General features: G+C 51.3%; 20 protein-coding genes and 1 pseudogene. 12 read left to right on the forward strand and 9 right to left on the reverse strand.

From position 1 onward, the window contains the following. Nucleotides 1–24: 24 nt before the first annotated feature. Complete coding sequence (locus KUW18_RS13770) at nt 25–1,353, reverse strand: type II secretion system F family protein (protein ID WP_222561654.1); 1,329 nt, start codon at nt 1,351–1,353, stop codon at nt 25–27. A gap of 237 nt (nt 1,354–1,590) precedes the next feature. Next, entirely contained in the window at nt 1,591–3,423 is a 1,833-nt protein-coding gene (pilB, locus tag KUW18_RS13775) for a type IV-A pilus assembly ATPase PilB (RefSeq protein WP_315900668.1), read from the reverse strand. Nucleotides 3,424–3,651: 228 nt separating this feature from the next. Between pilB and KUW18_RS19910 the strand changes: the two genes are divergently transcribed. From KUW18_RS19910 to KUW18_RS13805, 6 genes are all read left to right on the forward strand, one after another. Further along, nucleotides 3,652–4,182: a prepilin-type N-terminal cleavage/methylation domain-containing protein gene (locus KUW18_RS19910; RefSeq protein ID WP_315900669.1), complete on the forward strand. Its 531-nt coding sequence runs from the start codon at nt 3,652–3,654 to the stop codon at nt 4,180–4,182. Nucleotides 4,183–4,217: 35 nt separating this feature from the next. Beyond that, nucleotides 4,218–5,666 (forward strand): MBL fold metallo-hydrolase RNA specificity domain-containing protein, encoded by a 1,449-nt coding sequence (locus KUW18_RS13785; protein ID WP_222561655.1) that lies wholly within the window; start codon nt 4,218–4,220, stop codon nt 5,664–5,666. A gap of 121 nt (nt 5,667–5,787) precedes the next feature. Continuing rightward, nucleotides 5,788–7,086: a lipopolysaccharide biosynthesis protein gene (locus KUW18_RS13790; protein ID WP_222561656.1), complete on the forward strand. Its 1,299-nt coding sequence runs from the start codon at nt 5,788–5,790 to the stop codon at nt 7,084–7,086. 1,388 nt (nt 7,087–8,474) lie between these two features. Beyond that, nucleotides 8,475–9,410, forward strand: a complete 936-nt coding sequence (locus tag KUW18_RS13795; protein WP_222561657.1) for a polysaccharide pyruvyl transferase family protein — start codon at nt 8,475–8,477, stop codon at nt 9,408–9,410. Beyond that, nucleotides 9,407–10,357, forward strand: a complete 951-nt coding sequence (locus KUW18_RS13800; RefSeq protein WP_222561658.1) for a glycosyltransferase family 2 protein — start codon at nt 9,407–9,409, stop codon at nt 10,355–10,357. The genes KUW18_RS13795 and KUW18_RS13800 overlap by 4 nt, the downstream gene beginning before the upstream one ends. Further along, on the forward strand, nt 10,350–11,441 hold the full coding sequence (locus KUW18_RS13805) for a hypothetical protein (protein ID WP_222561659.1): 1,092 nt from the start codon (nt 10,350–10,352) through the stop codon (nt 11,439–11,441). The genes KUW18_RS13800 and KUW18_RS13805 overlap by 8 nt, the downstream gene beginning before the upstream one ends. 227 nt (nt 11,442–11,668) lie before the next feature. Here KUW18_RS13805 and KUW18_RS19975 read toward each other — a convergent pair. From KUW18_RS19975 to KUW18_RS13820, 3 genes and pseudogenes are all read right to left on the reverse strand, one after another. Continuing rightward, nucleotides 11,669–11,851 (reverse strand): annotated as a pseudogene (locus KUW18_RS19975) (integrase core domain-containing protein); the annotation flags it as partial. 12 nt (nt 11,852–11,863) lie between these two features. After that, nucleotides 11,864–12,340, reverse strand: coding sequence for a DDE-type integrase/transposase/recombinase (locus tag KUW18_RS13815; RefSeq protein ID WP_222561660.1), 477 nt, complete (start codon nt 12,338–12,340; stop codon nt 11,864–11,866). A 143-nt stretch (nt 12,341–12,483) separates the two neighbouring features. After that, the gene (locus tag KUW18_RS13820; RefSeq protein WP_222561661.1) at nt 12,484–12,795 is read right to left on the reverse strand and encodes a DUF1153 domain-containing protein; all 312 of its coding nucleotides are present in this window, start codon (nt 12,793–12,795) and stop codon (nt 12,484–12,486) included. 246 nt (nt 12,796–13,041) lie between these two features. Between KUW18_RS13820 and KUW18_RS13825 the strand changes: the two genes are divergently transcribed. From KUW18_RS13825 to KUW18_RS13845, 5 genes are all read left to right on the forward strand, one after another. Beyond that, nucleotides 13,042–14,124 carry a glycosyltransferase gene (locus tag KUW18_RS13825; RefSeq protein WP_222561662.1) on the forward strand — a complete coding sequence of 361 codons (1,083 nt, stop codon included), beginning with the start codon at nt 13,042–13,044 and terminating at the stop codon, nt 14,122–14,124. After that, complete coding sequence (locus tag KUW18_RS13830) at nt 14,121–14,885, forward strand: glycosyltransferase family 2 protein (protein WP_222561663.1); 765 nt, start codon at nt 14,121–14,123, stop codon at nt 14,883–14,885. Before KUW18_RS13825 ends, KUW18_RS13830 begins: the two co-directional genes overlap by 4 nt. Before the next feature lie 294 nt (nt 14,886–15,179). After that, nucleotides 15,180–16,457, forward strand: coding sequence for a sugar transferase (locus KUW18_RS13835; RefSeq protein WP_315900670.1), 1,278 nt, complete (start codon nt 15,180–15,182; stop codon nt 16,455–16,457). A gap of 18 nt (nt 16,458–16,475) precedes the next feature. Continuing rightward, the gene (gene galE / locus KUW18_RS13840) at nt 16,476–17,492 is read left to right on the forward strand and encodes a UDP-glucose 4-epimerase GalE (protein ID WP_222561664.1); all 1,017 of its coding nucleotides are present in this window, start codon (nt 16,476–16,478) and stop codon (nt 17,490–17,492) included. Between the two features lie 33 nt (nt 17,493–17,525). After that, nucleotides 17,526–18,881: an O-antigen ligase family protein gene (locus KUW18_RS13845; protein ID WP_222561665.1), complete on the forward strand. Its 1,356-nt coding sequence runs from the start codon at nt 17,526–17,528 to the stop codon at nt 18,879–18,881. Nucleotides 18,882–18,938: 57 nt separating this feature from the next. Here the strand turns inward: KUW18_RS13845 and KUW18_RS13850 are convergent, their stop codons facing one another. Both KUW18_RS13850 and KUW18_RS13855 read right to left on the reverse strand, forming a co-directional pair. Next, a complete protein-coding gene (locus KUW18_RS13850; protein ID WP_222561666.1) occupies nt 18,939–20,075 on the reverse strand; it encodes a PIG-L deacetylase family protein in 1,137 nt (378 codons plus the stop codon). A 127-nt stretch (nt 20,076–20,202) separates the two neighbouring features. Further along, nucleotides 20,203–21,390 (reverse strand): glycosyltransferase, encoded by a 1,188-nt coding sequence (locus KUW18_RS13855; RefSeq protein ID WP_222561667.1) that lies wholly within the window; start codon nt 21,388–21,390, stop codon nt 20,203–20,205. A gap of 324 nt (nt 21,391–21,714) precedes the next feature. Here KUW18_RS13855 and KUW18_RS13860 point away from each other — a divergent pair, with 324 nt between their 5' ends. Further along, nucleotides 21,715–22,854, forward strand: a complete 1,140-nt coding sequence (locus KUW18_RS13860; RefSeq protein ID WP_222561668.1) for a glycosyltransferase — start codon at nt 21,715–21,717, stop codon at nt 22,852–22,854. Nucleotides 22,855–23,037: 183 nt separating this feature from the next. Here KUW18_RS13860 and KUW18_RS13865 read toward each other — a convergent pair whose 3' ends face one another. Beyond that, nucleotides 23,038–23,772 (reverse strand): lipopolysaccharide kinase InaA family protein, encoded by a 735-nt coding sequence (locus KUW18_RS13865; RefSeq protein WP_222561669.1) that lies wholly within the window; start codon nt 23,770–23,772, stop codon nt 23,038–23,040. 4 nt (nt 23,773–23,776) lie between these two features. Further along, nucleotides 23,777–24,886: a glycosyltransferase gene (locus KUW18_RS19915; protein WP_222561670.1), complete on the reverse strand. Its 1,110-nt coding sequence runs from the start codon at nt 24,884–24,886 to the stop codon at nt 23,777–23,779. Nucleotides 24,887–25,007: the final 121 nt, after the last annotated feature.

Consider the following 25,007-nt stretch of genomic DNA (forward strand, 5'->3'; position numbering starts at 1 on the left):
GCGTCGTGCCTGGATGAGAGCCCGTTACACCACATTGCCCAATTGGAAGATGGGCAGATACATCGCCAGCACCAGGCCGCCGACCACCACCCCGAGCACCACGATAATTAGCGGCTCCAGCAGGCTGGTCAGGGTATCGACCCGGTCATCTACCTCGCGCTCATAGTGGTCGGCCACCCGGCTTAACATGCTATCCAGGGCGCCGGCTTCTTCCCCGATAGCCACCATCTGCAAGGCCAGTGACGGAAAGCGCTGTGTTCGCCGCATCGCCAGGTGCAGCCGCTGGCCGCTGGCGACATCGGCCTGCAGCGCCAACACCGCCCGGCGATAGACATCGTTGCCGCAGGCGCCGGCGGCGGTCTTCAGTGCGGTCACCAGCGGTACCCCCGCCGCAAAGGCGGTGGCAAGGGTGCGGCAGAAGCGCGCCACCGCCGCGTGATCCAGAATCGTCCCCACCACCGGCAGCCGCAGCGACAGGGCGTGAAGCTTGAGGCGGGCCGCCTGGGACTTCGCCACCCGCCAACGAACCGTCGCGACCAAGGTGAACAGACTTCCCAGCGTGGCCAGCCACCAGCGTTGGGCGAACTCCGACAGCAGAATGGTCCACTGGGTCATGGCAGGCAGGCTCGCGCCCACTCCGTCGAACATCTGCTCGAATTGGGGCACCACCTTGATCAGCAGGATCGCGCTGACCGCCATACCCACTGCCACCACCGTGGCGGGATACCAGAGCGCCTTGCGCACGCGAGCCTTCAGCAGCTCGCGTTTCTCTAGGTGATTGGCCAGGCGATCCAGCATCTGGTCCAGGGTGCCCGACTGTTCGCCTGCCGCAACCAGGTTGACGTACAGGCTGTCGAAGGCGGCGCCCTGTCGGGACAGCGCCTGCGCCAGGCTGGCTCCGGCACTGACATCCATGCCTAGGGCCTGCACAATCAACCGCATGGCGGGGTTGGACAGGCTGTCGGCCAGCACCCGAAAGGCCTCCAGTAGTGGCACACCGGCAGTCAGCAGGGTGGCCAGCTGGCGGGAGAACAGCATCAGGTCCCTGGGCTTGATCTGTCGTTGATAGCGGGCCAACTTGCCGGCGGGTTTGAGCTTACGCGGCGTGATGCCCAGCAGGTGCAGTTGACGCTGCGCATCGGGTCGCTTCGATGCCAGCAGCATGCCGGTGCAGGCCAGACCCTGGCGATCTTCTCCCTTCCACTTCCAGCAGAGCTGCCGTTGCTGCGCTGACCTTGATCGCCCAGCCGTATCTGCTCGAGCACCTGAGCGCACATCAGGCCTGACACCCGGGCCGCCGATGGGGTGATGAAAAGCGTCGACACCAGGGGGAGGTGACGTGGTGCGTTCCATGCCGGTGGGCAAGCCGGCGATGAGGCGGGTGCTCTGATCCGTTCCGCTGTGATCATCTCCATGTCCAGCGCCAGAACCAGCAACAGAACCAGGACCAGGACGAGGATCAGAACCGGGACCGTCGCCATTGGACTGGCGGTGGTCCCGATACACAGAGGAGGAGGGCGAGGACGAACGGTCGCGGAAGGGCACGTGGTCTGCATCTCGCATCAAGGATTAAAGGAAAGAGGAAAGCCGCTATGCCGTGGTGATGCGGCAGACCTCCGTCAGACTGGTGACACCTTCCATCACCCGTTCCAGGCCACTGCGGCGCAGATTGGGAAAGCCCTGACTGCGGGCGAGGGTGTCGAATTCGTCGGCGCTACCGCCGCTGAGAATCAGTCGGCGCATGTGCTCGTCCACCGGCACGACCTCGAACAGCCCCACACGCCCCTTGTAGCCCTGGGTGCACTGGCGGCAGCCGACGGCGTCGTAGAAGCTGCCCTGCTGGGCCTGTAGCGAACTCAGCCCATGGTGGATGAGCACATCCTCAGGCAGCTGTACCGGTGCCTTGCAGTGGGGGCACAAGCGCCTTGCCAGACGCTGGGCCACGATAAGGGTGACCGCGCTGGCAATATTGAAGGATTCGATCCCCATGTTGGCGAGCCGGGAGAGCGTGTCGGCGGCGGAGTTGGTGTGCAGCGTCGACAGCACCAGGTGGCCGGTCTGGGCCGCCTTGATCGCGATTTCGGCGGTCTCCCGATCGCGAACTTCTCCCACCATCACCACGTCCGGGTCCTGGCGCAGAAAGGCCCGCAGGGTGTGGGCGAAGTCCAGGCCAATACGCGGCGCCACATTGACCTGATTGACCCCAGGCAGCTTGATCTCCACCGGATCCTCTGCGGTGCAGATATTGCGCTCGGTGCTGTTGAGCAAGTGGATGCCCGTGTACAGAGTGACCGTCTTGCCGCTGCCGGTGGGGCCGGTCACCAGGATCATCCCCTGAGGGCTCGCCAGGGCCGTCTCGAACAGCTTTCGCTGGCTGGGTGAAAAGCCGAGCTGTTCAATCCCGATACGGGCGGTGGCGGAGGCCAGCAGGCGCAGCACCAGTTTCTCGCCGTAGACTGTAGGCAAGGAGTTGACGCGAAAATCGATATCCTCGCCGTCGTCCAGCTGGACCTTGATGGTGCCATCCTGAGGTAGGCGCCTTTCGGAGATATCCATGCGCGCCATGACCTTCAAGCGCGAGGCGATGCGACTGCGCAGGTTGAACGGCGGCTGAGCGACTTCATGGAGCAGCCCATCAATGCGAAAGCGAACGCGGAAGCGGACCTCGAAGGGCTCGAAATGGATATCCGAGGCGCGCTTTCTGACCGCGTCCCGCAGGATGGTATTGACGAACTTCACTACCGGGGCATCGTCTGCCTGGCTGGTGAGGCTAGCCGTCTGGCCGCTGCTAAGGTCCTCGTCGAGCCCGCTGTCGTCTCCCGCTAACCGGTGCGGCTCCGCCCGGCTGAAACGCTCACCGCGACTCTGGCCCTGCGCTGCGACGGATTTGCTACGGCTTGGTGGCGCCTCTGGGCCAAGCTCGTCAATCGCATCGGCAATATCCTCGGCATTGGCCTCGCCCAGGTAGGCATCCAGCAGCAGGGAGAGCTTGTCCATGGGCGCCAGCGCCGGCTTCAGCGGCTTGCCCACCACGAACTGCAGCTCACCCAGGCGCGCAAGCGTGGACGGGTAGGGCACGGCGACGTGCAGATGGTCGTCATCCAGAACCAGGGGCAGTACCTGGTGTTCCCGCAGTAACGCCTGGGGAAAGTGGCTGAGGGGCGGCAGCTGCTCCGCTACCACCGTACTTAGATCGGTAAAGTCGAGACTGTACTCCTCCGCCGCTGCGCGAGTCGCGGGACCGGGTTCGACGCGTCCCGTCTCGACAAGATGGCGCAGCAGCGTGCTGCCGTGGGCCAGGGCGTCGTGCTCGGCGCGTAGCGCCTCCAGCGGTGGTAGCAGGCCCAGGGCCACCAGGCGTTGCCCCAGGCCGCTGTGTGGCCCTTGGGCGTGTCTATCCCCCACAGTTTGATCAAACGGCACAATGATTCCTCTGCGAGCCAGTATCCAGCGTCGACAATAGCGCCAGTTTGCGCCTCTGCGAGTGGTCAATTGCGCCGCAGCGCGTGTTTTGCGCTAGCAACCCGACGCATATCAAGGTTTCAGCGCGCTCAGCCCTGCGCGGCACGAGGTCCGGCGTACTATCCCGATATTCCCCGCCGCACCTCCCGGTCCGGCGATACGTCAAGCCCCACTGAGGAGAGAGTCGTCATGGACGCACACCATCCGTCACACGCGGCGACAGCGTGCACTGAAGTCCGTATTGCGAGTGCCATGCAAAAGCCCACCACCACGGCTTCGGCTGCCGAACCACGCGCCACGACGCAAGCACAGCCGACACAACGGCAAGGGCAGGGCGGCTTCACCTTGATCGAACTGCTGGTGGTCGTTGCCATCATCGGCCTGCTGTCTGCCATCGCGATACCGCAGTACACCAACTTTCAAAAGCGAGCGGCGGTAAATGCCTGCAAGGAGGAGCTCGCGGCTGCACGAACGGCGCTATCGATAGACGGAACCCTTGCGGAGGTGGACGTGGCTAACACGGGGCTCAAGGACGCCTATTCCTGGTCAGCCTGTCTGGACACCAGTGTGAAGTACACGGCAGGCGTAAACGGAACCGGGGGCACGGCGGATAAGGATGGTGAGCTATATGCGACCCCCTCCTCAGAGAAATTCAAGACGGAAGCGGTGAAGTTGATCATTCCTCCCGTTATGGATGTCGATGACGCCCTCGGCAGTTAAGCGTCAAAAACGCAGTAAACGCCAAAGGGTCGCTAATGTCCGACAGATCTACTGAAGAAAATCGTTTACCGTCGGATTTTCCGGCGATTGTGCATCACGGTGGCGCCGACGGCGTCACCGGGAGCTGCCACCGGCTCCAGATCACCCCACACCAGGCCATTTTGATCGACTGCGGGCTGTTTCAGGGCAGCGACCTGAAAGGGCAGAGCAGCTTCGAGCGCCACCAGATCGAGTTTTCCGTCGAAGATGTCGTTGCGCTGGTGGTTACCCACGTGCATATCGACCATGTCGGGCGGCTTCCTTATCTTCTGGCCGCCGGCTTCACAGGCCCCATAATTTGTACCCCGCCCAGTGCCAAGCTACTACCGCTGGTAATTGAAGATGCACTGAAAATTGGCTTTACCCGAGACAGAAGACTCATCGAGCTGTTTCTTGATAGAGTCGAGATGCATCTTGAGCCAAGTCCTTATGGTGTCTGGAAAAGTTGCATAGACGAAGAGCAACTCAAGGTCAAGGTGCGTCTCCAGAACGCGGGGCATATACTCGGTTCTGCATACGTTGAAATTGATGTTGAGGACCAGCGCGCCAGTCTGGATAATCGCTACGTCTTTTCGGGGGACCTGGGGCCGCCCGACACTCCGCTGTTGCCGGACCACACCCCATTGGAAAAAGCCGACGTCCTGGTGCTGGAAAGCACCTATGGGGATCGTCGGCATGAAGGCCGCAGGACGCGGCGCGCACAGCTCAAGGAAATGATTTATCGTGCACAGCGCGAGGGCGGTAGCGTGGTCATTCCGGCCTTCAGCATCGGCCGCACGCAAGAGCTCCTCTACGAGATAGAGACCCTGCTGCACGACCTGCCGGGCCAGCACGAGGCAGAAAGCCCAGGCCCCAAGCCCAGCGAAACGCCTCCGATACCCATGGTTGTTGTTGACTCACCACTGGCCGCCAGGTTTACCAAGGTCTACCGCGAGCTAAAGCCCTGGTGGGACAGTGAAGCGAAGCAGCGACTGGACGACGGCCGCCACCCCCTAAGCTTCGATGGCCTCGTGACCATCGACAGCCACGATGACCACCTTTCCATGGTGGAGCGTCTGGCCGAGACGACTACCAGCGCCATCGTGATCGCCGCCAGCGGCATGGCCACCGGAGGGCGCGTCGTCAACTATCTCGCGCGACTGCTACCAGACCCTAGACACACCGTGCTGTTCGTCGGCTACCAGGCCGAAGGCACCCCAGGGCGAGACATCCAGCGGGCAACACCAGGCAGCCACGTCCGCCTCGAAGACAAAGAAGTCGCCGTCAACGCCACGATCAAGACGATCTCCGGCTTTTCCGCCCATGCAGACCAGCAAGACCTGCTGAACTATGTGCGAAGCGCCAAGGAACCGGTAGGGGAGGTGAGGTTGGTGCACGGGAGTGAAGGGGCTTGTTACGAGCTTGGAAGACGGCTGATAAAGAGATTTATGCGAATTATTCGCTGATATTTTTGATAGTTCACTATTGTAGTTCTCATTTATTTAAAAGAAAAGCTGCATGCAGACAACGCTTTAAAAATAAAAATTAAGCGACCAACAGATTAATTCGAATAGGCACAAACCTTCTATGCTGGATAGTTTCAAGACACTTTTAATTATTATGATGCGAGCAGGAAGCGCGCGAGCAATTATCGTAGTAGGTAGCGTTGGGCTAACAATTTTTTTAGGCAGATCTACTGGTGCAGAAGGGTTGGGTCAATTCTCGATTCTTCAAAGTATCATCATGGGCGCTGGTATTATAGCAACTTGTGGTACTGATCTTGCGATATTAAAGTTTGCATCTGGAGACAAAGAGACGAGAAGCAAAAGTATATTAATCTATGCATTGAAAGTAGTGGCCATACCCTTAGTGTTAATTGTCGTTGTGCTAGGCATTATGTCAGAAGCTATTTATGCCTTTTTCAACTTTTCTTTCTCGACGAGTGCTTGGCTTATTTTCACAGTAGCAATCACTAGTTATGTGGTTTTAAATATTACGTCATCATTTTTGAAAGCCAGAACGTTTGCTTTTAGAGGAAGTATCGCTGAGCCAGCGATAATTCCAATTGTTGCGTTAGTATGTTGTATAACTGGCTATTATGCGAGCGATTTTCTTAGCCTTGACTTTATAGTAAAGAGTTACTTAGCCGCAAGCGCTTTAGCACTTTTCTTTTCATTGTTTTCTATCTGCTATTCTTTTGGAAAGGGCGGTTTAGTCGAGCTGAATCGTACGGAAAAAAAAGCGTTCAAGCATTCTGCACAGCATTTTTTTGTATACAACATTATGGGGCTGTCGCAAAGCGTAGGACTGATTTTAATAGTAGCTGCCGCACTACCCCCTGCTGACATGGGCGTGTTTAAAGCAGTTGAGCGCATTGTAGTTTTGGCAAATGTAGTTATTATGATGCTGAACTCATTCATTCCGCCGAAAATCGCTCACGCTTATCAGCAGAAAGATTATACAAAAATACAGCACTTGGTTGATTTTAGCTGTATGGCTGGAGTTATATGCTTTTTACCTGTATTTTTAATATGTGTCATGTTCCCGGAAGCTGTATTGTCTATATTTGGGGAAGGCTTCGAGGGAGGTGCGTCCGTCTTGGTTTTCATGGTAAGTGCTCAGATGTTTAATGTGGCGACAGGTCCTATGTTGTATCTGTTAAACATGACAGGACATCAGATGATAGCAACGTTAATACTTTCATTTGTCACGGTAGTGATACTGCCAGCTGCATATTATTTTTCACATATCCTGGGTTTGCAGGGAGCTGCTTATTCGATGGCAGCACTATACACAGTCCCCAAATTAATTCTTGTATTTATATGTTTAAGAAAAGTCAAAGTTTTTCCATTTATAGGTATGTTTAAAAGAGTGCTTGGTAGCTAGAAAAAAGTGAGTGTGTTGGGACTGTAATGCTGGTGCGTTGTTGCGACAACAAAACATATACATTTCATAAAATATCGAGTTTTAAGGCCTGGTGCCTAAAAACAATTTTTCAAAACGCAATGCCAGTTAATTATATACCAAAGTTTGTGATAGTGAGCAATCTCTTATTCCGTAGTATCTGACAGTTAACAGGTGTGATGTGCTTTCCACTAGTTCTTTAATTCGATATGGCTGTACTAGACTCCTTAGTTGTACCGATATCTTAAAAATCTGGCCTATTCTAAGCAAACCAGAATTGGGCTATGCCGGAGCACTCACACAGGTAAGGCTACTTGCTGCAAATAACTCGAAAGTGTATTGGTAGTTCGCTCTGTTTTATTGCGTAGGAGTTCCAGCTGCTTGAGTTGAGCCGCGCCCGAGCTTCACAGGCTATTAGTGCAGCCTTAGGCGGTCATGGATACCTTTAAGGACAACACCACAGAAGCTGGGGTGGCGCACCAGTACGATCTCACCATTTCCGCGCTCGAAGGCGGGTCGACGAGGTCTAGCACGATATGAAAGTAGGTTCAAGGCTCATCCGAAGGAAGTCTGAGAACGATACGAACCTTAACTGCAGAAGACCAAAGCGGCGCTGGGGGAGGCCCATCTGCAGATTTATGAACTAAAAACAATTCGCCGCCTACCCGACGAGGACGAGAGCTTTTTTAAGGTAGCTTCAGGCGGAAATTGCCCAGCAGGGTCATTCGGTGTTGCTCGTCAGACATTTTCAGTGACTGGCGCTCCCAGCGGACGTCGTATTATCTTCCGAGCCCACTGTGCAGTCGGCCCTACGCTTGGACATGGGCCTAGCTTACAGCAGTCGCCACTAATGCACGATGGTGCAAGACTACGGGCTCTCACAAGAGTTCACGACGTCCTTCATGCCGGGAGCAAAACCGTTTCGTCGAGCGCATCGATCATTAGTGCCGTAGGGTGGGCCGAAACCTGGAGCCATGACACTTAGGCCTAGCGACCGAGTTTGCGTAGGTGCTATCTCGAGAGCTGAAGCTGTAGTGATTCTGAGCTCATACCCAATAGAAGCAAGGCCTCTTAAGCGCGAGCGAACTGTGGCCGATAACAACCTTAGTTGCAATGACAGCTTGCTGAGAGTTTCGATGGGCATTGAAAATGCGAAAGAGTGTAGTGACAGGACCATAATATATACGATGCTGCAAATTTGTGGTTATTGAGCTTGCTTGAAAGATATCCGTAAGAAAATAACGTTCACAAGTTGGCATAAGTAGCCTAATTATTTGTTCTTTTTTAGATAGTATATCGATTTTAAAGAATGCTAAGATCTACTAGCTGGGAATGACTGAACTAATTAAAATCAATATTGAGTTAAGAAAATGAGTGAAACAACCTATGTAATAGGCTACTTTGAAAGTAATCTCGGGGATGACCTTATGATAGAAGTAGTCAGCAAGTCGAACACGAATGTCATTTATTTTTTAAGAGCAGCTGATTTTAAGGCTAAAAGTTCATCTGCAAACTTGCAAGTATCAAAGAGTTTTTACGACTTCATCAGGTCTAAGGAGCTGTCCTTTATCGGAGGCTCACTTTTTTATGATTATGGGCCGACTTCAGTACTGCAATTTTTCAAACGATTTTTGATAGTTGCAGGTGCTAAGTTATTAGGTAAGAAGGTTAGTATTAATGGAGCCAACATAGGACCCTTCAAATATACAACATCCAGAATATTAATGAAAGGAATTCTATCGCTCTGTGATAGTATCGAAGTAAGAGATAAAGACTCCTATTCCTTTGCGAGAAGCTGTAATAATCGGTCATCTCTCAAACTGGACATAGTAGATGAATACTACTATAGAGCAAACGGTAAAATTAAGCAGGAGCCGGAGCAAGCTAGTTTAGGCTTATCCCTTGTCGGAATGAGGAGCAAGACCAATCAAGCGATTATTGAAAAAGCAGAAGAAATTATTGAGACTCGCAAAATAGATAAAATTAAGCTTTTTGCGTTCTGTAAGCACGAAGGCGACCAAGAAGAAGTTAATAAGTTGAGCCAAGAGTGGAAGAAAACCTATGCTAATATTGAGATCATAGTTGTTAATTATAATGGCGATGTTTCGAATGTAGAAGATGAAATTGCGACATGTTACTACTTTATAGGAGGGCGTTTTCATTCGATAATCATAGCTAATCACTGTTGTAAGAAGACATATGTAGTGGGATATAGTGATAAGTTTAAAAATTATTTTAGCAGTCACTATCATATTTCCTGGGTTAGCGATGCAGTTTTTGAGCTTTCTGCAAGGAAGGCATTGTGAAATTTAGTATTATCATACCGTTGTATAATAAAGAAAATCAGGTCAAGCGCTGCATAAAATCGATAGCTAAACAAACATACTCTAACTATGCTGTTATCATAGTAAATGATGGCTCGACGGATAATAGCTTGTTGAAAGCCGAGGAAGCCACGAAAGAGTTTGGCATTAGTGGCACGATAATTGATACTAAAAATGAGGGAGTATCGGCAGCCCGTAACCGAGCAATAGAGCTAGCTGGAGATGATACATATTTAGCTTTTATAGATGCTGATGATGCCTGGGATCCAAAATACTTGGAGAATATGGCCGAGCTCATAGCTAAATTTCCAGATTTTAATATCTTTGCCAGCTCATATGCTTGGTACAAGCAAGGAAAGGTTGTTAGGCATAAAAATGGTTATAAAGATGGAGAAATTATAACGACAAACTATAATGATTTAAGTAGTTTCCCATTTTTGAGTTGCAATATGTCAAGTGTAGTTGTTGCCAAAGCTGCAATCTTTAGTAAAAAATTACTTTTTCCAACTGGGCAGAAAATGGGGGAGGATTTAAATTTTCTATTTTTATTATCCATCTTCTATGATATGGTGTTCGTAAATAAACCCCTGTCTTTTTATTATATCGAAACCATTGGCAATGCTACTTCCACTCATGGAGCTATGGACGAACAGTATGGATTAAAAGAATTAAAGGGTAAGAATACTTATCTTGGAAAAACTCTCCAAGCTAAAGACAGAAGTTTCTTTGATTACTTGTTATGGTTTTATCTTAAGAGTAGGTATAAGTGCTTAGACTTTAGGTCTGTACGAGAATCTGCTTTTGACTTTAAGAAAAATGGGCTTAAATTTCTATTGTTATATATGATGACCTTTTTTCCTAAGAGTTGTGCTCGTAAAGCTATGTTGGCCTTTGATTATTTAAAACAGCGAAGAAAACTCAATGAGTAAATACATTCTATTTTTCTCTTTTTTTAGCCTTTCTTCGCTTCCGGCTAATCCAGCGCTAGTGCTTGGTGTTTTAGCGACACAGTTTGTCTTTTTGAATAGACTGCTATTCAGCCCAGAGCTGCACTACAAAAGTACGACATTGCTGATTCTAGGTTTTTCAACAATATGTAGCCTTTCCTTTGGTTGGTTTGTCTCTAAAAGCAATAATATTGCAGACTTGTCAAACTATTTGTCAGTCATTCTTTATGCGTACTCTTTTTTAATGGGCTGCGCTTTGTTCGAGTGTATTCGAAAGTACGATGTACACTCTTTGCGAGACATTTTATCTAAAGTTTATTTGTGGCTGTTGGTTTTTTTCTTTATTGAGCTAATGACTCGACTTTTAAATGCTAAAGATAATCCAGGTCCTTGGTTTTATGATTATAAGTATAGCGTTTTTTATTATGATAGTAATTTTGTCGCATTGGCGCTTGTATGTTTGCTGACGTTATATTTATACCTTAGAGATAAGTTGCAAGTTGTTTTTTCTGAATTACCGCTCTGGCTTCTTATTGCGGCATCTTTTTCAAGAACAGGCTTATTTCTAGCGTTATTAATAAGGATGGTATTCTGCTTTCCAGCTAAATCACGATCGACAGTTACATATCTAATTGTTCTTGCTTTCTGGTCTTTGCTGACCTTCTTGTTTGTTATGGAAAATTCTTTAATTGGTAGTGTTGCTACTATTGACGACAGTTTTAGGACAAAAATAGGATTCTTAATCGACTACCTAACGATATGGAAAAGCGATACAATATTGTTAAATCAAATTTTCGGCATTGGCCCAGGAGTGTCTACGAGTACATTTGGCTTGTATGTTCATAATATCTACGCAGCCTTGTTATTAGAATGGGGGGTGGTAGGATTTGCACTATTTTCTTTCACGCTTATCTTTATGGCAAAAAGCAGCAATGGTGAATTTGCACCATTTCTTCTTGTACCTCTGATTGGCGGTTTTTCTCTATTTGTTACATACATGCCTTTTTTCTTTGCGTGCTGGGCCGTAGTTTGCCATATCTCCGCAAAAAAAACTTGGTTTGGTTAGGAGTTTTTGTCAGCGTAATTATGCATAACTAATTTTTTAATCATTAAAAGATCGAATTGGGTCAGCCTGCCCTTGTTACCATCATTGGGTAGGTTGCGATGCTTCCAACTAAAAAATTTGCGTCATACCTATCTCAAGCATTAGAACACTTGGCTTACAGCTATTTTGTAATCACATCTTGGTTTCTGCATGCAATACGTGTAATGCCCCCCTGGTTTCTGCACACCCTACGCCGCTAACGCCGGGTGTGCTCGGGGTGCCACATAGCCTAGAGACTGATGTGGCCGCTCTTCGTTGTAGTACCGGATCCAGCGGCTGATTACCGCTCGGGCATGGCTCAGCGACTCGAACCGGTGCTGCCACATGCATTCTTCCTTCAGGGACCGGAAGAAGCGCTCGACGAGACCGTTTTGCTCCGGGGTTTAGGGCGTCGTGAACTCCTGTGTAAGCCCGTAGGCCTTCACTGTCGCCGTATAGTGTCGACTGCTGAAAACGAGGCCGTTGTCAGAGCGTAGGGCCAGCGGTTGATGAATCCGGCCCAGTGCGCCGAATCGATGCACCAGAGCTTCTTCCAGCGCTGCTTCAGGCGTCTTGCTGTTGCCGTTGTCCGATAATCGCCAACCAAGGATCTCTCGGGTGCAACAGTCGATGATCACCGCCAGGCTGGCCCGCCGATCCTTACCGCACCACACATGGGTGAGGTCGGTGGCCCAACGCTCATTAGGCCGAGAGGCGACGGACGGCAGGCTCCGGGCACGCGGCCGGAAGCCTTGGGGCCGCTTACGCACCTGCCAGCCTTTGAGCTGCAAGATGCGTTGGATCGGCTTGCGGTTCTCCCCCAGGACGCACGCCAGACGGCGATAGCCGTAGGTGGGGAACTGCTCCAGCGCAAGCTTCACTCTCTTGGTTAGCTCCGTATTGATCGTGCGTCGCCGCGGCCTCTGACGGTAATACAACGTCCGCCGGGGAAGCCCCAACCACTGACAGAGTTTGACGAGCGACACCACGTGGCCCTGCTGGACCATTTCCGCCTGCAGCGACCTTACGAGCTCTCGTCCTCGTCGAGCAGGCGGCGAAACTTTTTTAGCGCATAGATCTGCAAGTGGGCCTCACCCAGCGCCTCTTTGGTCTCCCGCAGTTCAGATTCGTACTGCTCTCTGACGTCCTTCGGACGAGCCCTGAACCCGTTTTCCATACTGCGCTGGGCCTCATCGACCCAGCCCTCGATTTCGGAGACGGTGAGATCGTATTGGCGGGCCACCTCAGCTGCTGTGGTCTTGCTCTTGAAGATGTCCATGACCACGGAGGCCTTGCGCTTCGCGGTCCATCGCTTGATGGGGTTGACGTCCGTCATTCTGTCCTCCTGATGGCTGCACTATAGCCTGTGCAGCTCGGGAGGGGGTCAGTTCAAAGCTTTAAAGCAATGTGCGATGTTATTGCTTTGATAAAGCAAACACAATTACTGTTGTGTTCATACGGAAATTATGTAAGTAGAATTCCAGCATTTAGTAATTTTTGTTAGCAGTTTGAAACACAAAGTAGAGTCTTAAGCTAATATATTATATCAAGTAGTGGGTTTATGATGACATGCGTAGCTTTCTTGATTGATTCTTTGGAAGTAGGTGGTGGTACTGAGCGTGTTTGTGTTAACTTAGCGAACGCTATTTCCAAAGATAGTGATTTCAGAGTAGTGATATTTGTTTTGAATGGGAATGGCGCTTTTTATGAGATTAATAATGGCGTTGAAGTGATATTTATTGAGAACCAGCTAACTATATCTAGCGAGTGGGTGAAAATATTATCGGTGATGAAGAGTGTGAGACAAAGAAAAATTGAAAGTCTTATATGTGTATCCATGGGGGCTTTGTCGTTCAAAAGTTCGATTTTATACTCGATTTTCCATCGACGTCACTTCAAGTTTCTTGCCAGTGAACACGTTGCATTCCATAGTTTCAGCACTATGAAGAGAGCGATTAAGAGAATAGGATATAAGCTATCTTCAATGGTAGTAGTGTTGACAGAGTCTGACTTGAAGAGCCTGAATACACTCGGACACACAAATATACACTGTATTCCCAATTTTGTACCCTCAAGCTTTAGTCGTACAACTGACATAGAGCGGTCCAGTGCCAGTGACGGTGAGACCCTATATTTGGCTGTAGGGCGACTAACCTATCAAAAGAACTTTGATAGTTTGATAGAGTTGTGGCACAGAGCTGGCGAGCTAAATCATGAGTTTAAAAAAGGTAGCAAGCTTGTGATAGTCGGCGAGGGAGAAGATAAAAATAAGTTATTGGCTATGATTAATGATTTAAAACTAACTACAGTTAATATAGTGCCCCCAACTTTAGACATTAGCAGCTGGTATCAACGCGCTGACTGCTTTGTCATGACCTCAAGATATGAGGGACTACCCATGGTTTTAATCGAAAGCCAAGCGCATGGGGTTCCAGCAATAGCTTTTGACTGTCCGACTGGGCCATCAGATATCATCAAAGACGGATTAAATGGATATCTAATTGCACCTAAGGACGACGACATGTTTGTAAGTAGACTAATTGAGACGTATGATGATGTGCGGACTCGTGATGAGTTGAGCGAAACGTCGCGGCTGCTCTCACAGCGCTTTGCGGAAGAAAATGTAGTTAACTACTGGAAGAAAATAATTCGGAGCATAACGTGATTGATGGGCGCCCTGCTTTCAGTATCATCATGCCAGTTTATAAATGCTCTGGTACGATACTCGAATCAGTCTCGAGCGTATTGAATCAGACATTTAGAAATTTTGAGCTGTTAGTGATAGATGACTGCTGCCCTCAAGGCAGTACTTCAAGATTGGATGTGTACGATGATCCAAGAATTCATATTTATAAATTGGAAATCAATGGCGGAGTTGCTGCAGCTAGAAACTTCGCAATAAGTAAAGCTCGTGGAAGTTATATTGCATTTTTAGATGCAGATGACGTCTGGAAAGAGAAGAAGCTTGAGTTACAATACGACTTGTTATCGTCCAATGAGTTAGTGGTATGTTCATATTACTATCGTTTTTCACCGAATGAGTACTCGGTGGTAACCTGTGACTCTAAAATTGATTACTATGCTTTACTGAAGTCTAATAAGATTGGTAATCTTACAGGTGTCTATAATTGTGATATCCTTGGAAAGTTTTACCAAGAAAATTGTGGGCATGAAGATTATTTGATGTGGTTAAATGTAGTTAAAAAAGCAGGATATGCTCGCGTCGTTCCTCAGGTTTTGGCAGGTTATAGAGTCGTGGGTGGCAGTCTTTCGTCTAATAAATTTAGAGCAGCGAAGTGGCAGTGGTATATATATAGAAATAAAATTGGGCTAAGTTTTTTTAAATCTAGTTGGTTTTTTGCGCACTATATAATTAATTCACTACTAAAGCGTTGGAAAGCAAGATGCTTTTCTTTAAAAGACTAAAGCATTTCCATCGTTCGTCGATGTAGGCTAGCTGCCATTTCTGAGTTTCATACATAAGTAGATTAGTTTTTTTCTTCGAGGGACTCTGGTGGTTATTTAATGGTGGGGCATGACGCCGTATCAAGCTCTGGTTCTCTCACTAATTAAAGGTAGTGTCTTTGTTGTTTTTGATAGTAGGTATGGTTCTAGTATTTGCGCGACACCACTGAAGTCGCTAGAGGTTAAGGGTATTAGGATTTTGATTTTTTGTAATGTTAAGTGACAACTACTTTGGTTCAAAAGAAAGGATTCGTTGTGAAAAAATCTTATGAGCGTCGCCACTCTCGGTGGTATGAAATGATCCTCTTAACGCTACCTTTTCAATTGATCGTCGGTAGCTTTTTTGTGGCTTTTTTGCCCGCTTTAGAGAGATGGGGTTGGGGGTTTTGGCTGTCACTTAATGATGTTCGGCTGAATAGCGTATTAGCAATTTCTCTGTCATTTATACTAATAGTTGTCACACAGAGGCGTTTGCTTAAGTACCCAGGTGTTCAAATTGTCGCGTATATCATACCTACGGTGACAAGTGCTTTTTTGCTTGCGATCGCTGTTCTTTTTTTTAGCCGCGAGGCATACTCACGTCAGGTTCTTTTTACCGGCTATATTCTTACTTTGTTTTGGTGCTTTTCTGGCTACTTTTTAGGTATACGTTACCGTCGCCTTAAGTTGGCAGTGGTGCCAGTTGGCTCAGCGCTTAATTTATTATCTGCTGGGGGAAGCGAGCTAAGGTGTTTGGCAAAACCTGATCTCGACAACGTGCGCTATGATGGCGTAGTGGCGGATTTGAGATCTGACGATCTTTCACCGCAGTGGGAGAAGTTTCTAGCCCATTGCACTCTTAACCATATTCCTGTGTATCATGTAAAACAGATTTCTGAATCGATGACAGGTCGAGTTCAAATTGAACATCTTGCCGAAAACGAGATAGGATCATTGCTTCCCTCGCGGCTTTACAGTTTTTTTAAGCGGTGCTTTGATATTTTTGCTGTGTTGCTTGTAGCGCCATTGACCGTGCCTTTGATGGCGCTGACTGCGATAGCCGTTAAGCTGGACAGTCGCGGGCCTGCTCTTTTCATCCAAGAGCGAGTAGGGCAAGGAAACAAGAGTTACAAGATATATAAGTTTCGGAGTATGCGAGTGGACTCTGAGAAAGATGGTGCTAAGCTGGCACAAACGTCGGATTCCAGAATTACTCGAGTTGGAAAGTTTATTAGAAAGACACGTCTTGATGAGTTACCTCAGTTTTTTAATGTTATTAAAGGTGATATGAGTTTAATAGGCCCTCGTCCTGAGCAGCGTGCCTTTGTAGAGCAATTTGAGGAAGAAATTCCTTTTTACACATATCGTCATGTTGTTAAACCCGGTATTACAGGTTGGGCTCAGGTTGTGCAAGGTTATGCCAGTGATGCAGATGATACGCGAATAAAAATTCAACACGACTTTTATTATATTAAGCATTTTTCTCTCTGGATTGACATACTCATTGTCTTTAAAACAATTAAGACGATATTGACTGGTTTCGGTGCTAAATAATTTTGTCGGAGGTGCTGTGTGGCTGTACTGGTGACTGGTGGCGCAGGATATATTGGCTCACACATGGTATTGTCTCTTTTGAAAGAGGCATACGAAGTTGTAGTGGTTGATAACTTTTGTAATTCTTCTCCCGAGGCTTTGCGCAGGGTTTGCTCGATCGCGGAGCGTGAGTGCTCTGTGGTAGAAGGCGATATTCGTGATGAAGCTTTTCTTGATAAGGTCTTCAAGGAGAATGACATAACTGAAGTACTACACTTTGCCGGCCTCAAAGCAGTGGGAGAGAGTGTAAGCGCTCCTCTAAAATATTATGATAACAACATAACTGGTACTTTGACTCTATGTAGAGTAATGCAACGTGCGGGCGTTCGAAATTTGGTGTTTAGCTCTTCGGCTACGGTCTATGGAGATGCTAAGAATATGCCGATCAGTGAGGACTGTCCTACGGGCACACCGACTAATCCCTATGGCAGGTCCAAGCTCATCGTTGAAGAGATTTTGCGTGATGTGGCGAAATCTGATCCGGAATGGTCCATCGCTCTTCTAAGATATTTTAACCCAGTGGGGGCTCATGAGAGCGGCCTCATAGGAGAGGATCCAATGGGTGAGCCGAATAATCTTGTTCCTTACGTGGCCCAGGTTGCTGTAGGAAGACGACCACGGTTGTCGATTTTCGGTGGTGATTATCAGACAAAAGATGGGACTGGTGTCAGGGACTACATTCATGTGGAAGATCTCGTTGCTGGGCATCTAGCCGCTATGAAGAAGCTTGCGACTGAGAAAGGTGCCAAGATTTGGAACTTGGGCACAGGGCATGGGTCTTCGGTGCTAGAGGTAGTTGAAGCTTTCCAGCGTGTGTCTGGTCGAGATATTTCTTACACCATCATAGATCGAAGAGAGGGCGATATCCCAGAGTGTTGGGCCGATCCTAGCCATGCAAAGAAGGAATTGGGATGGGCGGCAACAAAGTCATTGAACGATATGATGGCGGATACTTGGCGTTGGCAGTCTAAGAATCCCGATGGCTATCGAAGTTAGTTTTTTACTCGCGTAGCTCATCGGGATTTTCTTATGAAGTTGTCTAATGTTAGTGGACCGCTTGGTGTATCGCTTCCCACGTGGTCTATTTTCCTTGGTACTGTCTCAGCGTTAGGGTACTCAGCCCTCAGGATTTTTTTATCGGATGTCGGACAGGGCTTAGGTACGTTATGTGCTCTGTCCGCCTTGTTTCTTATTCTTTTTTTTAGTAGAGCCCTTCGCAGCAGCGCTGTTTTTTGGTGTCTGCTCGGAGTTGTAGCAACTCAGTCGTTAAGCTGGGTAGCGGGGTACTATCACCACCCAGATTGGCTGCCAGGCAATCCGGAGATTGATCGTCTGGGCAAATGGTTTTTATTTGTTGGCGTGGCGTTCTGGCTTGGTGGAAATTATTTTAATGTCAAGCTTGCGTTGTCACTTGCTTTATTTGGCTTTCTGGCGACGTGTTTCTTCTTTGATGGTTCGCTGGAGCAGTGGGTAAGGGGGATGCAGGGCCATAGGATTGATCTCGATATCAGAAATGCACAGCATACTGCAATGTTTTTTGGTGTGGCATTGATCGGATTACTTTTTTTTGTCAGGCTATGCTTTTCTGGTGAGCGCTTAGCTTGGTTAACAGGTACAGCCTGGGTCGTTGCTTTCACAATATGCTTGCTTGGTGTCGTGGTTACTCAAACACGCGCTGTGTGGCTAGCTATAGTAGTTGTCACCGGTTTGGCGTTTTCTATTTTAGTGGTGGCGGCGTTAAAAGGTAAGTTTTCTCGTAGCGCCCGACGCCAAGGAGTTATTGCGATCTTCAGCGTTGTTGCCTTAGCTGTTATAGCCGGTATAACGTTTGAGGACACGCTTCAAACACGCCTCGCAGCTGAAAACTCCGTGATGGCTCATGCCATGCAGGGTAACTGGGAGGAGGTTCCTTATAGCAGTATTGGTACGCGTCTGCATACGTGGCGCGCAGGATTTGAATGGTTTGCAGAGCGCCCCATAGTGGGTTGGGGTGGAGAAGGACGTGGCCTGGTGATTGATCATACCGACTGGCTGCCTCAGCAGATTAAGGAAGAGTACGGTCATTTGCACAATACCCTGCTGGACTTTCTTGTTAGCTATGGCCTGCTAGGCCTGTCCGTGATCAGTGTGCTCGTGGTGTGGACGGGGCTTGGTAGCTACAAGTCCTGGAAGGCTGGAGTGATGCCAACAGAAGTGTTCATTTTTGGATGGGCATTTTTTGTTTATTACTTTATTGTGAGTCTGTTTGAGTCCTATAGTTTTTTCTGGACAGGCTCGTACATTCAGAATGTGGTGATGGGCGTTGTCGTCACCTTTATCTGGCGCTGGCAGCTCGAAAGCGGCAGCTCGGTCTTTACCTTTGGACGCAAGCAAGCTGCCCCATAAGCAGAATTCGGCCTGAGCAAGCCATCGCGTGAGTTGGCATGGATCCCGCGACGGTCATCACTTCAGTTGAATCGAACAGAATACCTCATGGGCCTTCACGTGAGTCTGAAAGTAATCGTGACCGCCGTACTCTTTCCACTGATGGGAGGGTACGCCGCTTAACCATCGCATTAACTGTCGTTTCCAACGTCTTTCAAGCCCTGGCTTGCCTCCAAGATCATACATGGAGTGCAATGCCAGGGCTTTTTGCTTCTGAGTTTCCAGGTCTAGCCGTGTGCTCATTAGCCGCCATTCGCCAAGTCTGGATGTTGCCAGCTGGGTGGGCCATACGCCGGCAGCAGCATGAGCCGGGCCTCTTGGGAACCCTCGGGTGCTCTTTAGGTGGTTGGCATACAGCAACATCGTCTCTGGCGAGTGCTCGCTTTCTTGCATAGCGGCAAGAAGGTGCTCGGTGGCGGCTATGTGGTCTGTGTGAGGGTCCAGCTCAAGGTGCGGTGTGATAACGGTGGTGGGTTTTATCTGGTCGAGCAGGGCGCTTAGGTCCTGCTGCAGGCAGCGCCCTGTGTTGGTGGCTTGGCCATCGCTCGGTAGTGCCAAATGATTCCATTGGCGAAAGGTGTCCGGTGTGACATCTCCCGCGCTGTGTGAAGGCTGCGGCACGTCGGGGGCTGCATAAAGTGCAGCCAACGTGTCATTGAAGTAGCCAAGCATCACCAGTTGCTGAGCCGGGACGCCTGCCAAAAAAGGCGTTGTAGCGCTGTTCCAGGTCCGGATAAAGCCCTTGCGTCGTGATGCTTCCTCGAGGCTTTCATCCATGTTGGGCCAGTACTGCTTGTGGAGCTTCTTGAGCCTCTCACCGGGGGTAAGGGTAATAATCCAGGTATTGTCGGGGTGCTGGGCGTAGAGGCCGAAGGCCGCGAGCTCTGCGTCATCGGGGTGGGGCGCGATGATAAGAATCGGCCCGCTATCAAGATCAGGCTGCTTGAACCCTAGCAGCCTTGCTTGGGTGTCCAAGCGCAGGTGCAAGAGATCAAGCCGTATGTCCTCCAGGCTGCTTATGCCGGTGAGGTTGATAAGGCGGCTGCCAGCCTCATTGGGCTCAAAATACTGTGTGAAGAGATCGGTACCGGCCTGGTGGGTGGTTACCGCGGGGAGTTTCCAGCGGGAACTCGCGCGATAGCTGACGTCCAACATCCACGTGATGCTGCTTTTGTTCGGTAAGCCCTGTTGAGCCTGTCGTCCTGTGCTTTCTAAGGTTAGGTGCCCGTCGCTTCCGATTGTGGCCGTATATTCCCAGTCAGGTGTCAGGGGGAGCTGGTGGTCACGTTGATGGGGCATAGAACACGTCCGTTGTCTCAGGGGCCAATGCTACAAGATCGCTGATGATCCTTGGGGCTTCAAACGCTTTTACCATCGAGTCGTCGATCGTTACCGGATCCGTTACTGCCTCGCGCATCTTGCTGGCCAGCGCCTCCACGGTTGGCGCGGCAAGCAAGCGTGCCTGGGGTCCGGTCAGTACCTCGCCAATACCCCCTGGCACATCGCAGGCAACGCATTGGGTGCCCAGCGCCAGGGCTTCTATCAGCACAATGCCCAGGCCTTCAAAGTTGGAACTCAGCACAAGGGCGGTCGCATCCTTCATCCACGGGTAGGGGTTGTCCTTCTGGCCAAGGAAATGCACCTTGGCGGCGAGCCCCAGTGCCATCACCTGGGCTTCCAGGTGTCGGCGTTCGGAGCCATCACCAATGATGACGAGGTCGTGCTCAAGGCCCTGGTTCACGGCCAGGTGGTAGGCCGCAATCAGGCGCTGTTGGTTCTTCACCGGCACCAGGCGCGCGACGTGCAACAGATAGGGTTTGTGTAGGTGAAGATCCTTATCGGCGGTGGCCATTCGCCTGATCGCGGGTATAGGGACCGCGTTGTAAAGAATCTCGCTACGCAGCGGTGTGACGCCCTGGCGCTCCAGGTATTGACCTACTTCCTTCTCGACCCCGCGAGAGACAAACAGCAGCTTCTTGTTCTGGTAGAGCGCTCGTGCCAGCCAGCGCCCCTTAGCATTAGCGGGGAAGCGTCCGGTGACCGCTTCTACCACGCGCCAGGTGCGCTCATCATCAAAGGCCCATAGGTTCTCGAAGGCGCCCTGACCCCGTATCAGTATCAGGTCAAAGTGTCCGTATGTGTCCTCCAGCTCACTGATGTAGCGCTTGAATTCCTGAGAGCAGCGCTTGCCCCGCCAGATGAAGCCCGACTGCTTGATGAGCGGGGTCAGTAGCAGCTTGTCGGCCAGGTGACACAGTCGACCCAACCCCTTGCGGCTGGCTCTATCCACGTCATGGTGGTGAGTCTGGAAGGGAGTGTCGGAGGGGAGGGCGCTGGCCCCTTTCAGCACCAGCAGGTGCGCCTCGTGTCCTGCGCTCTCCAGCGCGGTCGCCAGGGTCTTGGTGGCCTGTTCGATACCGCCGATGCCCATACGTCGCAGCACCAGTAGAACGCGCTTTTTATCTGCCATCTTTCACCGCCTAGCCTGGTAGGGCTTTCCTTGTGTCAGAATCTATGCGGCGGCCCAGCCCAGACGTTTCGGTTGGCTTTCGCCACAAAGTGTTCCTACTGCAAAGTCTAGCAAGCCCGCAGGGGGGCGCGTCTCGGTGGAATGAGGACTTCGCGTGTTTCAGCAAATTCACATATAGCGAGTCGCCGTTGTGTCGAGGGCGGTGGTGTAGCGGATGCTGGCAGTACCGCGCGCCGTGAGTGATCGGCAGGAAGGCTCGATCACGCATAGTGATCTGTGTTCTCATTAGCCTCTTTTCGTTGGCAGGTGGACAAGGCGCCTTTCATGAGAACGCTGGTGGTAGTGAGATCGCTCAAGATGGGCGGTATGGAGAGGGTGGCCGTCAACCTGGCAGACGCCTTCCATGAGGCTGGCCATGAAAGCCATCTGGTCAGTTTTCGCAAGGTGAAACGGCCCCTGGCTCCGGAGCACGAAGGTGTCACCGTGCACCATCTGCCACTGCAGCAGCGGAACCGCCTGACGCTGATTGGCTATGGTCTTGAGGTGATCGCTCGCTTGATTCTCAATCCGTTGCTGGGCAGGGCGCTGTTCCTTGGCAATGGGATCATGGGTGGTGTTGTGTTTCGCCACTGGCTGAAGCGTTTCGAGAAGCAGTACGGCAAGGTGGATCGCATCGTGTTTCGGGGCATCGGAACCTTCGAACTGGTGTGGAGCTTCAGCGACAAGCGGGCTCGCTACGTGTTGGAGAACATCTTTCACCTGAAGGGGACGAGCCGGCGCAGAATGCTGTTTGCACGCTGTCTGTATCACCGCCGGGACCTCGTTGCGGTGTCGGAAGGGGTGGCCGAAAGCCTGCGTGAAGCGCAAGCGCTGTGGAAGTTTCGGCCTCGCTCCTTGACGGTGATTCCGAACCCTTGCCCCATTCGTGCCATTCGCAGGTCAATGCACGAGCACAACCCGCAGATACCTGAGCAGCCCTACCTGCTGAATGTGGCCAGGCTGGTACCCGCCAAGGGCCATGATTTGCTGCTGCGTGCCTATGCCTTGTCGGAAACCCAGATGCCGCTGGTGCTGGTAGGCGATGGGCAGGAGCGGGAAGCGTTGGAACGCTTGGCGGAAGAACTGGGTATTGCTGAGCGAGTCATCTTTGCTGGTAATCAGCAGAATCCCTACCCGTGGATGCATTGGGCCAGACTTTTCGTATTGAGCTCACGCTTTGAAGGTATGGGTATTGTGCTTTTCGAGGCACTGGCCTGTGGAACGCCGGTGCTTTCTGTAGATTGTCCCGGCGGAGTGCGGCAAATTCTCAAGGGGGAGCTTGAGACTTGCCTGGTAGAGAGAGATGCTTCGTCACTGGCGGAGGGGATCAACCAGGCGTTGACGAGCCCGAAGCCAGCCATCCGCGATGCTTGGCTCCAGGACTTTATGCCGGAGAGAGCGGCAGCCGCCTTTATAGATAAGTGAGCGTCAGTGAATCAGAGAAGGTTTGGCGAGACACTGGTGCTGCATCGGAAGTGGTGGGAGAAGGCGTAAGCTTAAAGAGCAGCGGACTGTAGGGCAGGCATAGTAAAGCAAGCAATAGTAAAGGACGGAAAAGTAAGGGAACCAAGAAATGAGCGGAGCCACCGAAAAGTAGTACCGCAGATGCTACGGGCTGTCGTGGCTTTGGTCGCTCCCGAAGATCTTTAAGTGATCCGCCACACGGCTGGTAACTTCAGCCCGGTTGTCTTCCCCACGTAGCTTGCCCGCGGTGAATGACGACGCGATGGCGCGCCACTTGCGCTGCGCTTGTCGTGGCAGTCGGCGGACATGGGCATCTACCCACACCAGCGATCCGGAGGGGGCAATAAGCAGGTTGTTGAAGTGCAGGTCGCGGTGCACAAAACCGGCTTCTGCCAGTTGGGCCACCTCCCGGCTGAACCGATCCAGAAAGTCAGCTCGCTGTCCCGGTGTAAAGGCCTCGAATGCATCGCCGCCAGATACCGCTCCTTCCACTCGTTCCATCAGTAGCAGCGACGCGTTGCGATTGCCGGGGTTCAGGCTGACGCCCCATCCATGGCAGCGGGGTGTGGTCAGCCCGGCGTTGTACAGAATACGCATGCTCAAGTACTCCTTTCGCGCGTCTGACTGGGCCAGCCAGCGTTTCTCGAGGTAGTCGCGGGTCAACCATTTGAAGGGCTCGAGCTTCTTCGAGAACTTGTCCGCTACCACCTTGGCCAGAATCCTGCCGTCCTCAGAGACGAAGAAGCGACTGGAGCCCACTGCTTCAAACGCTTCCGTGGTGGTTGTCTGAGACAGAGCCAGGCGCTCGGGCAGGCCCTGGGTATGAAACATCAGGTAGCGGCGGCGCCGATCGTTAAAGGGAATATCCAGCAGCTGCATGGTGTTACGCCTGCTTGCTGACGTGCAGGGATTCGAACTTCGGCAGCACGTTCTCCTTCAGGAACTGCTGGTAGTGACGGGGCTCGATAGTGACGGGAGTCGAGGCCATGCGAGCCATGGCACTGGCCAGCCCATCTTCATCATCGCGGTCGATCAGAAAATCGCTGAGCTCCTGGGTCAGAATCTCCTTCGGGCCGCTGGGGCAGTCAACGCTGATCACAGGTGTGTGCAACAGCAGCGCTTCAATCAACACCCGTGGCAGCCCTTCGGCGTCAGAGGTCAGCACCATCGCCAGGGCGTGGCGAATAAAAGGGTAGGGGTTGGCGGTATACCCGAGCAAATGAACGTGTTCACCAAGGGATAACTCGTCAATCAGCGCCATTACCGTCGCCTCGTTCTCCGGCTTGCCCTTGCCCAGCAGCACCAACGGCGTGGTGAGCCCGTGTTCATCACGTGCCTTGCGGTAGGCTCGCAGCAGTCTGTCCTGGCGTTTGCGGGGCTCGATGGCCGCCACGGACAGCAGGTATTCCCCCTGGCGGATGCCTGCCGGTAGGGTCAGCGTCTCCGCCGCCATCTCGACAAAGGGCTCGCGCTCGTAGGGGTTGTAGATGGGGATAATGGTCTCGGCCTCGAGGCCGACAACGTTTTCCAGGTTTTCCTTGACCCCCTGGGACACCGCTATGACCTTGCGACCGTCGTAGAAGCGTCTCACCTTGTCGAAGGCCTTTTCCCTGGCCTCTGGCTGGCTGAACTTGGCACTGACGTCGGACTTGATCCAGAAGTACAGGTTGTCCCGGTCCAGATGTCGCGTGATCTTGTCGCAGGAGCAGGAAATCACGACCTCTGGTCGCCAGGCGTCCAGAGCCTTGCCTATCTTGCGGGCCTGCCATTTCTCGGTCAGCGTGGTGGAGGTCGCCTTGGTAAAGCGCGTGACCACCGCCAGGTTTTCGATATCGAGGCCCGGCGGCAGGCGATGTTCCACCTTGTCGCGCAGCGTGAAGACCTTGACCGCGTGGCCGCGCTGGCGCAGCTGGTCCGCCGTGTACAGCAGGGACTTCTGGGCACCGCCCCCATAAAGGTCTTCAATGACAAAGGCGATGCGCTGTGATTTCACGGTTGGCTCCTGCAACGGGTGGGTCTCGCGTGATGATGTCGACGCGAATGCTATCATAGCCACTGTCGCGATGGTCGTTAGATGAGCATGTCATGATCGTCATATGCCTTTTGCGGAAAGT

It is taken from the genome of Halomonas sp. DP5Y7-2 (assembly GCF_019802025.1).
GTDB classification, from domain to species: Bacteria; Pseudomonadota; Gammaproteobacteria; order Pseudomonadales; family Halomonadaceae; genus Halomonas; species Halomonas litopenaei_A.

Excerpts from the sequence above, each read along its gene's own strand:
- KUW18_RS13795 (WP_222561657.1), top strand. The coding sequence starts at position 8,475 with ATGAGTGAAACAACCTATGTAATAGGCTACTTTGAAAGTAATCTCGGG.
- KUW18_RS13860 (WP_222561668.1), top strand. The coding sequence starts at position 21,715 with ATGAGAACGCTGGTGGTAGTGAGATCGCTCAAGATGGGCGGTATGGAG.
- KUW18_RS13865 (WP_222561669.1), bottom strand. The coding sequence starts at position 23,772 with ATGCAGCTGCTGGATATTCCCTTTAACGATCGGCGCCGCCGCTACCTG.
- KUW18_RS13805 (WP_222561659.1), top strand. The coding sequence starts at position 10,350 with ATGAGTAAATACATTCTATTTTTCTCTTTTTTTAGCCTTTCTTCGCTT.
- KUW18_RS13820 (WP_222561661.1), bottom strand. The coding sequence starts at position 12,795 with ATGACGGACGTCAACCCCATCAAGCGATGGACCGCGAAGCGCAAGGCC.
- KUW18_RS13855 (WP_222561667.1), bottom strand. The coding sequence starts at position 21,390 with ATGGCAGATAAAAAGCGCGTTCTACTGGTGCTGCGACGTATGGGCATC.
- KUW18_RS19910 (WP_315900669.1), top strand. The coding sequence starts at position 3,652 with ATGGACGCACACCATCCGTCACACGCGGCGACAGCGTGCACTGAAGTC.
- KUW18_RS13850 (WP_222561666.1), bottom strand. The coding sequence starts at position 20,075 with ATGTTGGACGTCAGCTATCGCGCGAGTTCCCGCTGGAAACTCCCCGCG.
- KUW18_RS13770 (WP_222561654.1), bottom strand. The coding sequence starts at position 1,353 with ATGGAACGCACCACGTCACCTCCCCCTGGTGTCGACGCTTTTCATCAC.
- KUW18_RS13785 (WP_222561655.1), top strand. The coding sequence starts at position 4,218 with ATGTCCGACAGATCTACTGAAGAAAATCGTTTACCGTCGGATTTTCCG.
- KUW18_RS13845 (WP_222561665.1), top strand. The coding sequence starts at position 17,526 with ATGAAGTTGTCTAATGTTAGTGGACCGCTTGGTGTATCGCTTCCCACG.
- KUW18_RS13790 (WP_222561656.1), top strand. The coding sequence starts at position 5,788 with ATGCTGGATAGTTTCAAGACACTTTTAATTATTATGATGCGAGCAGGA.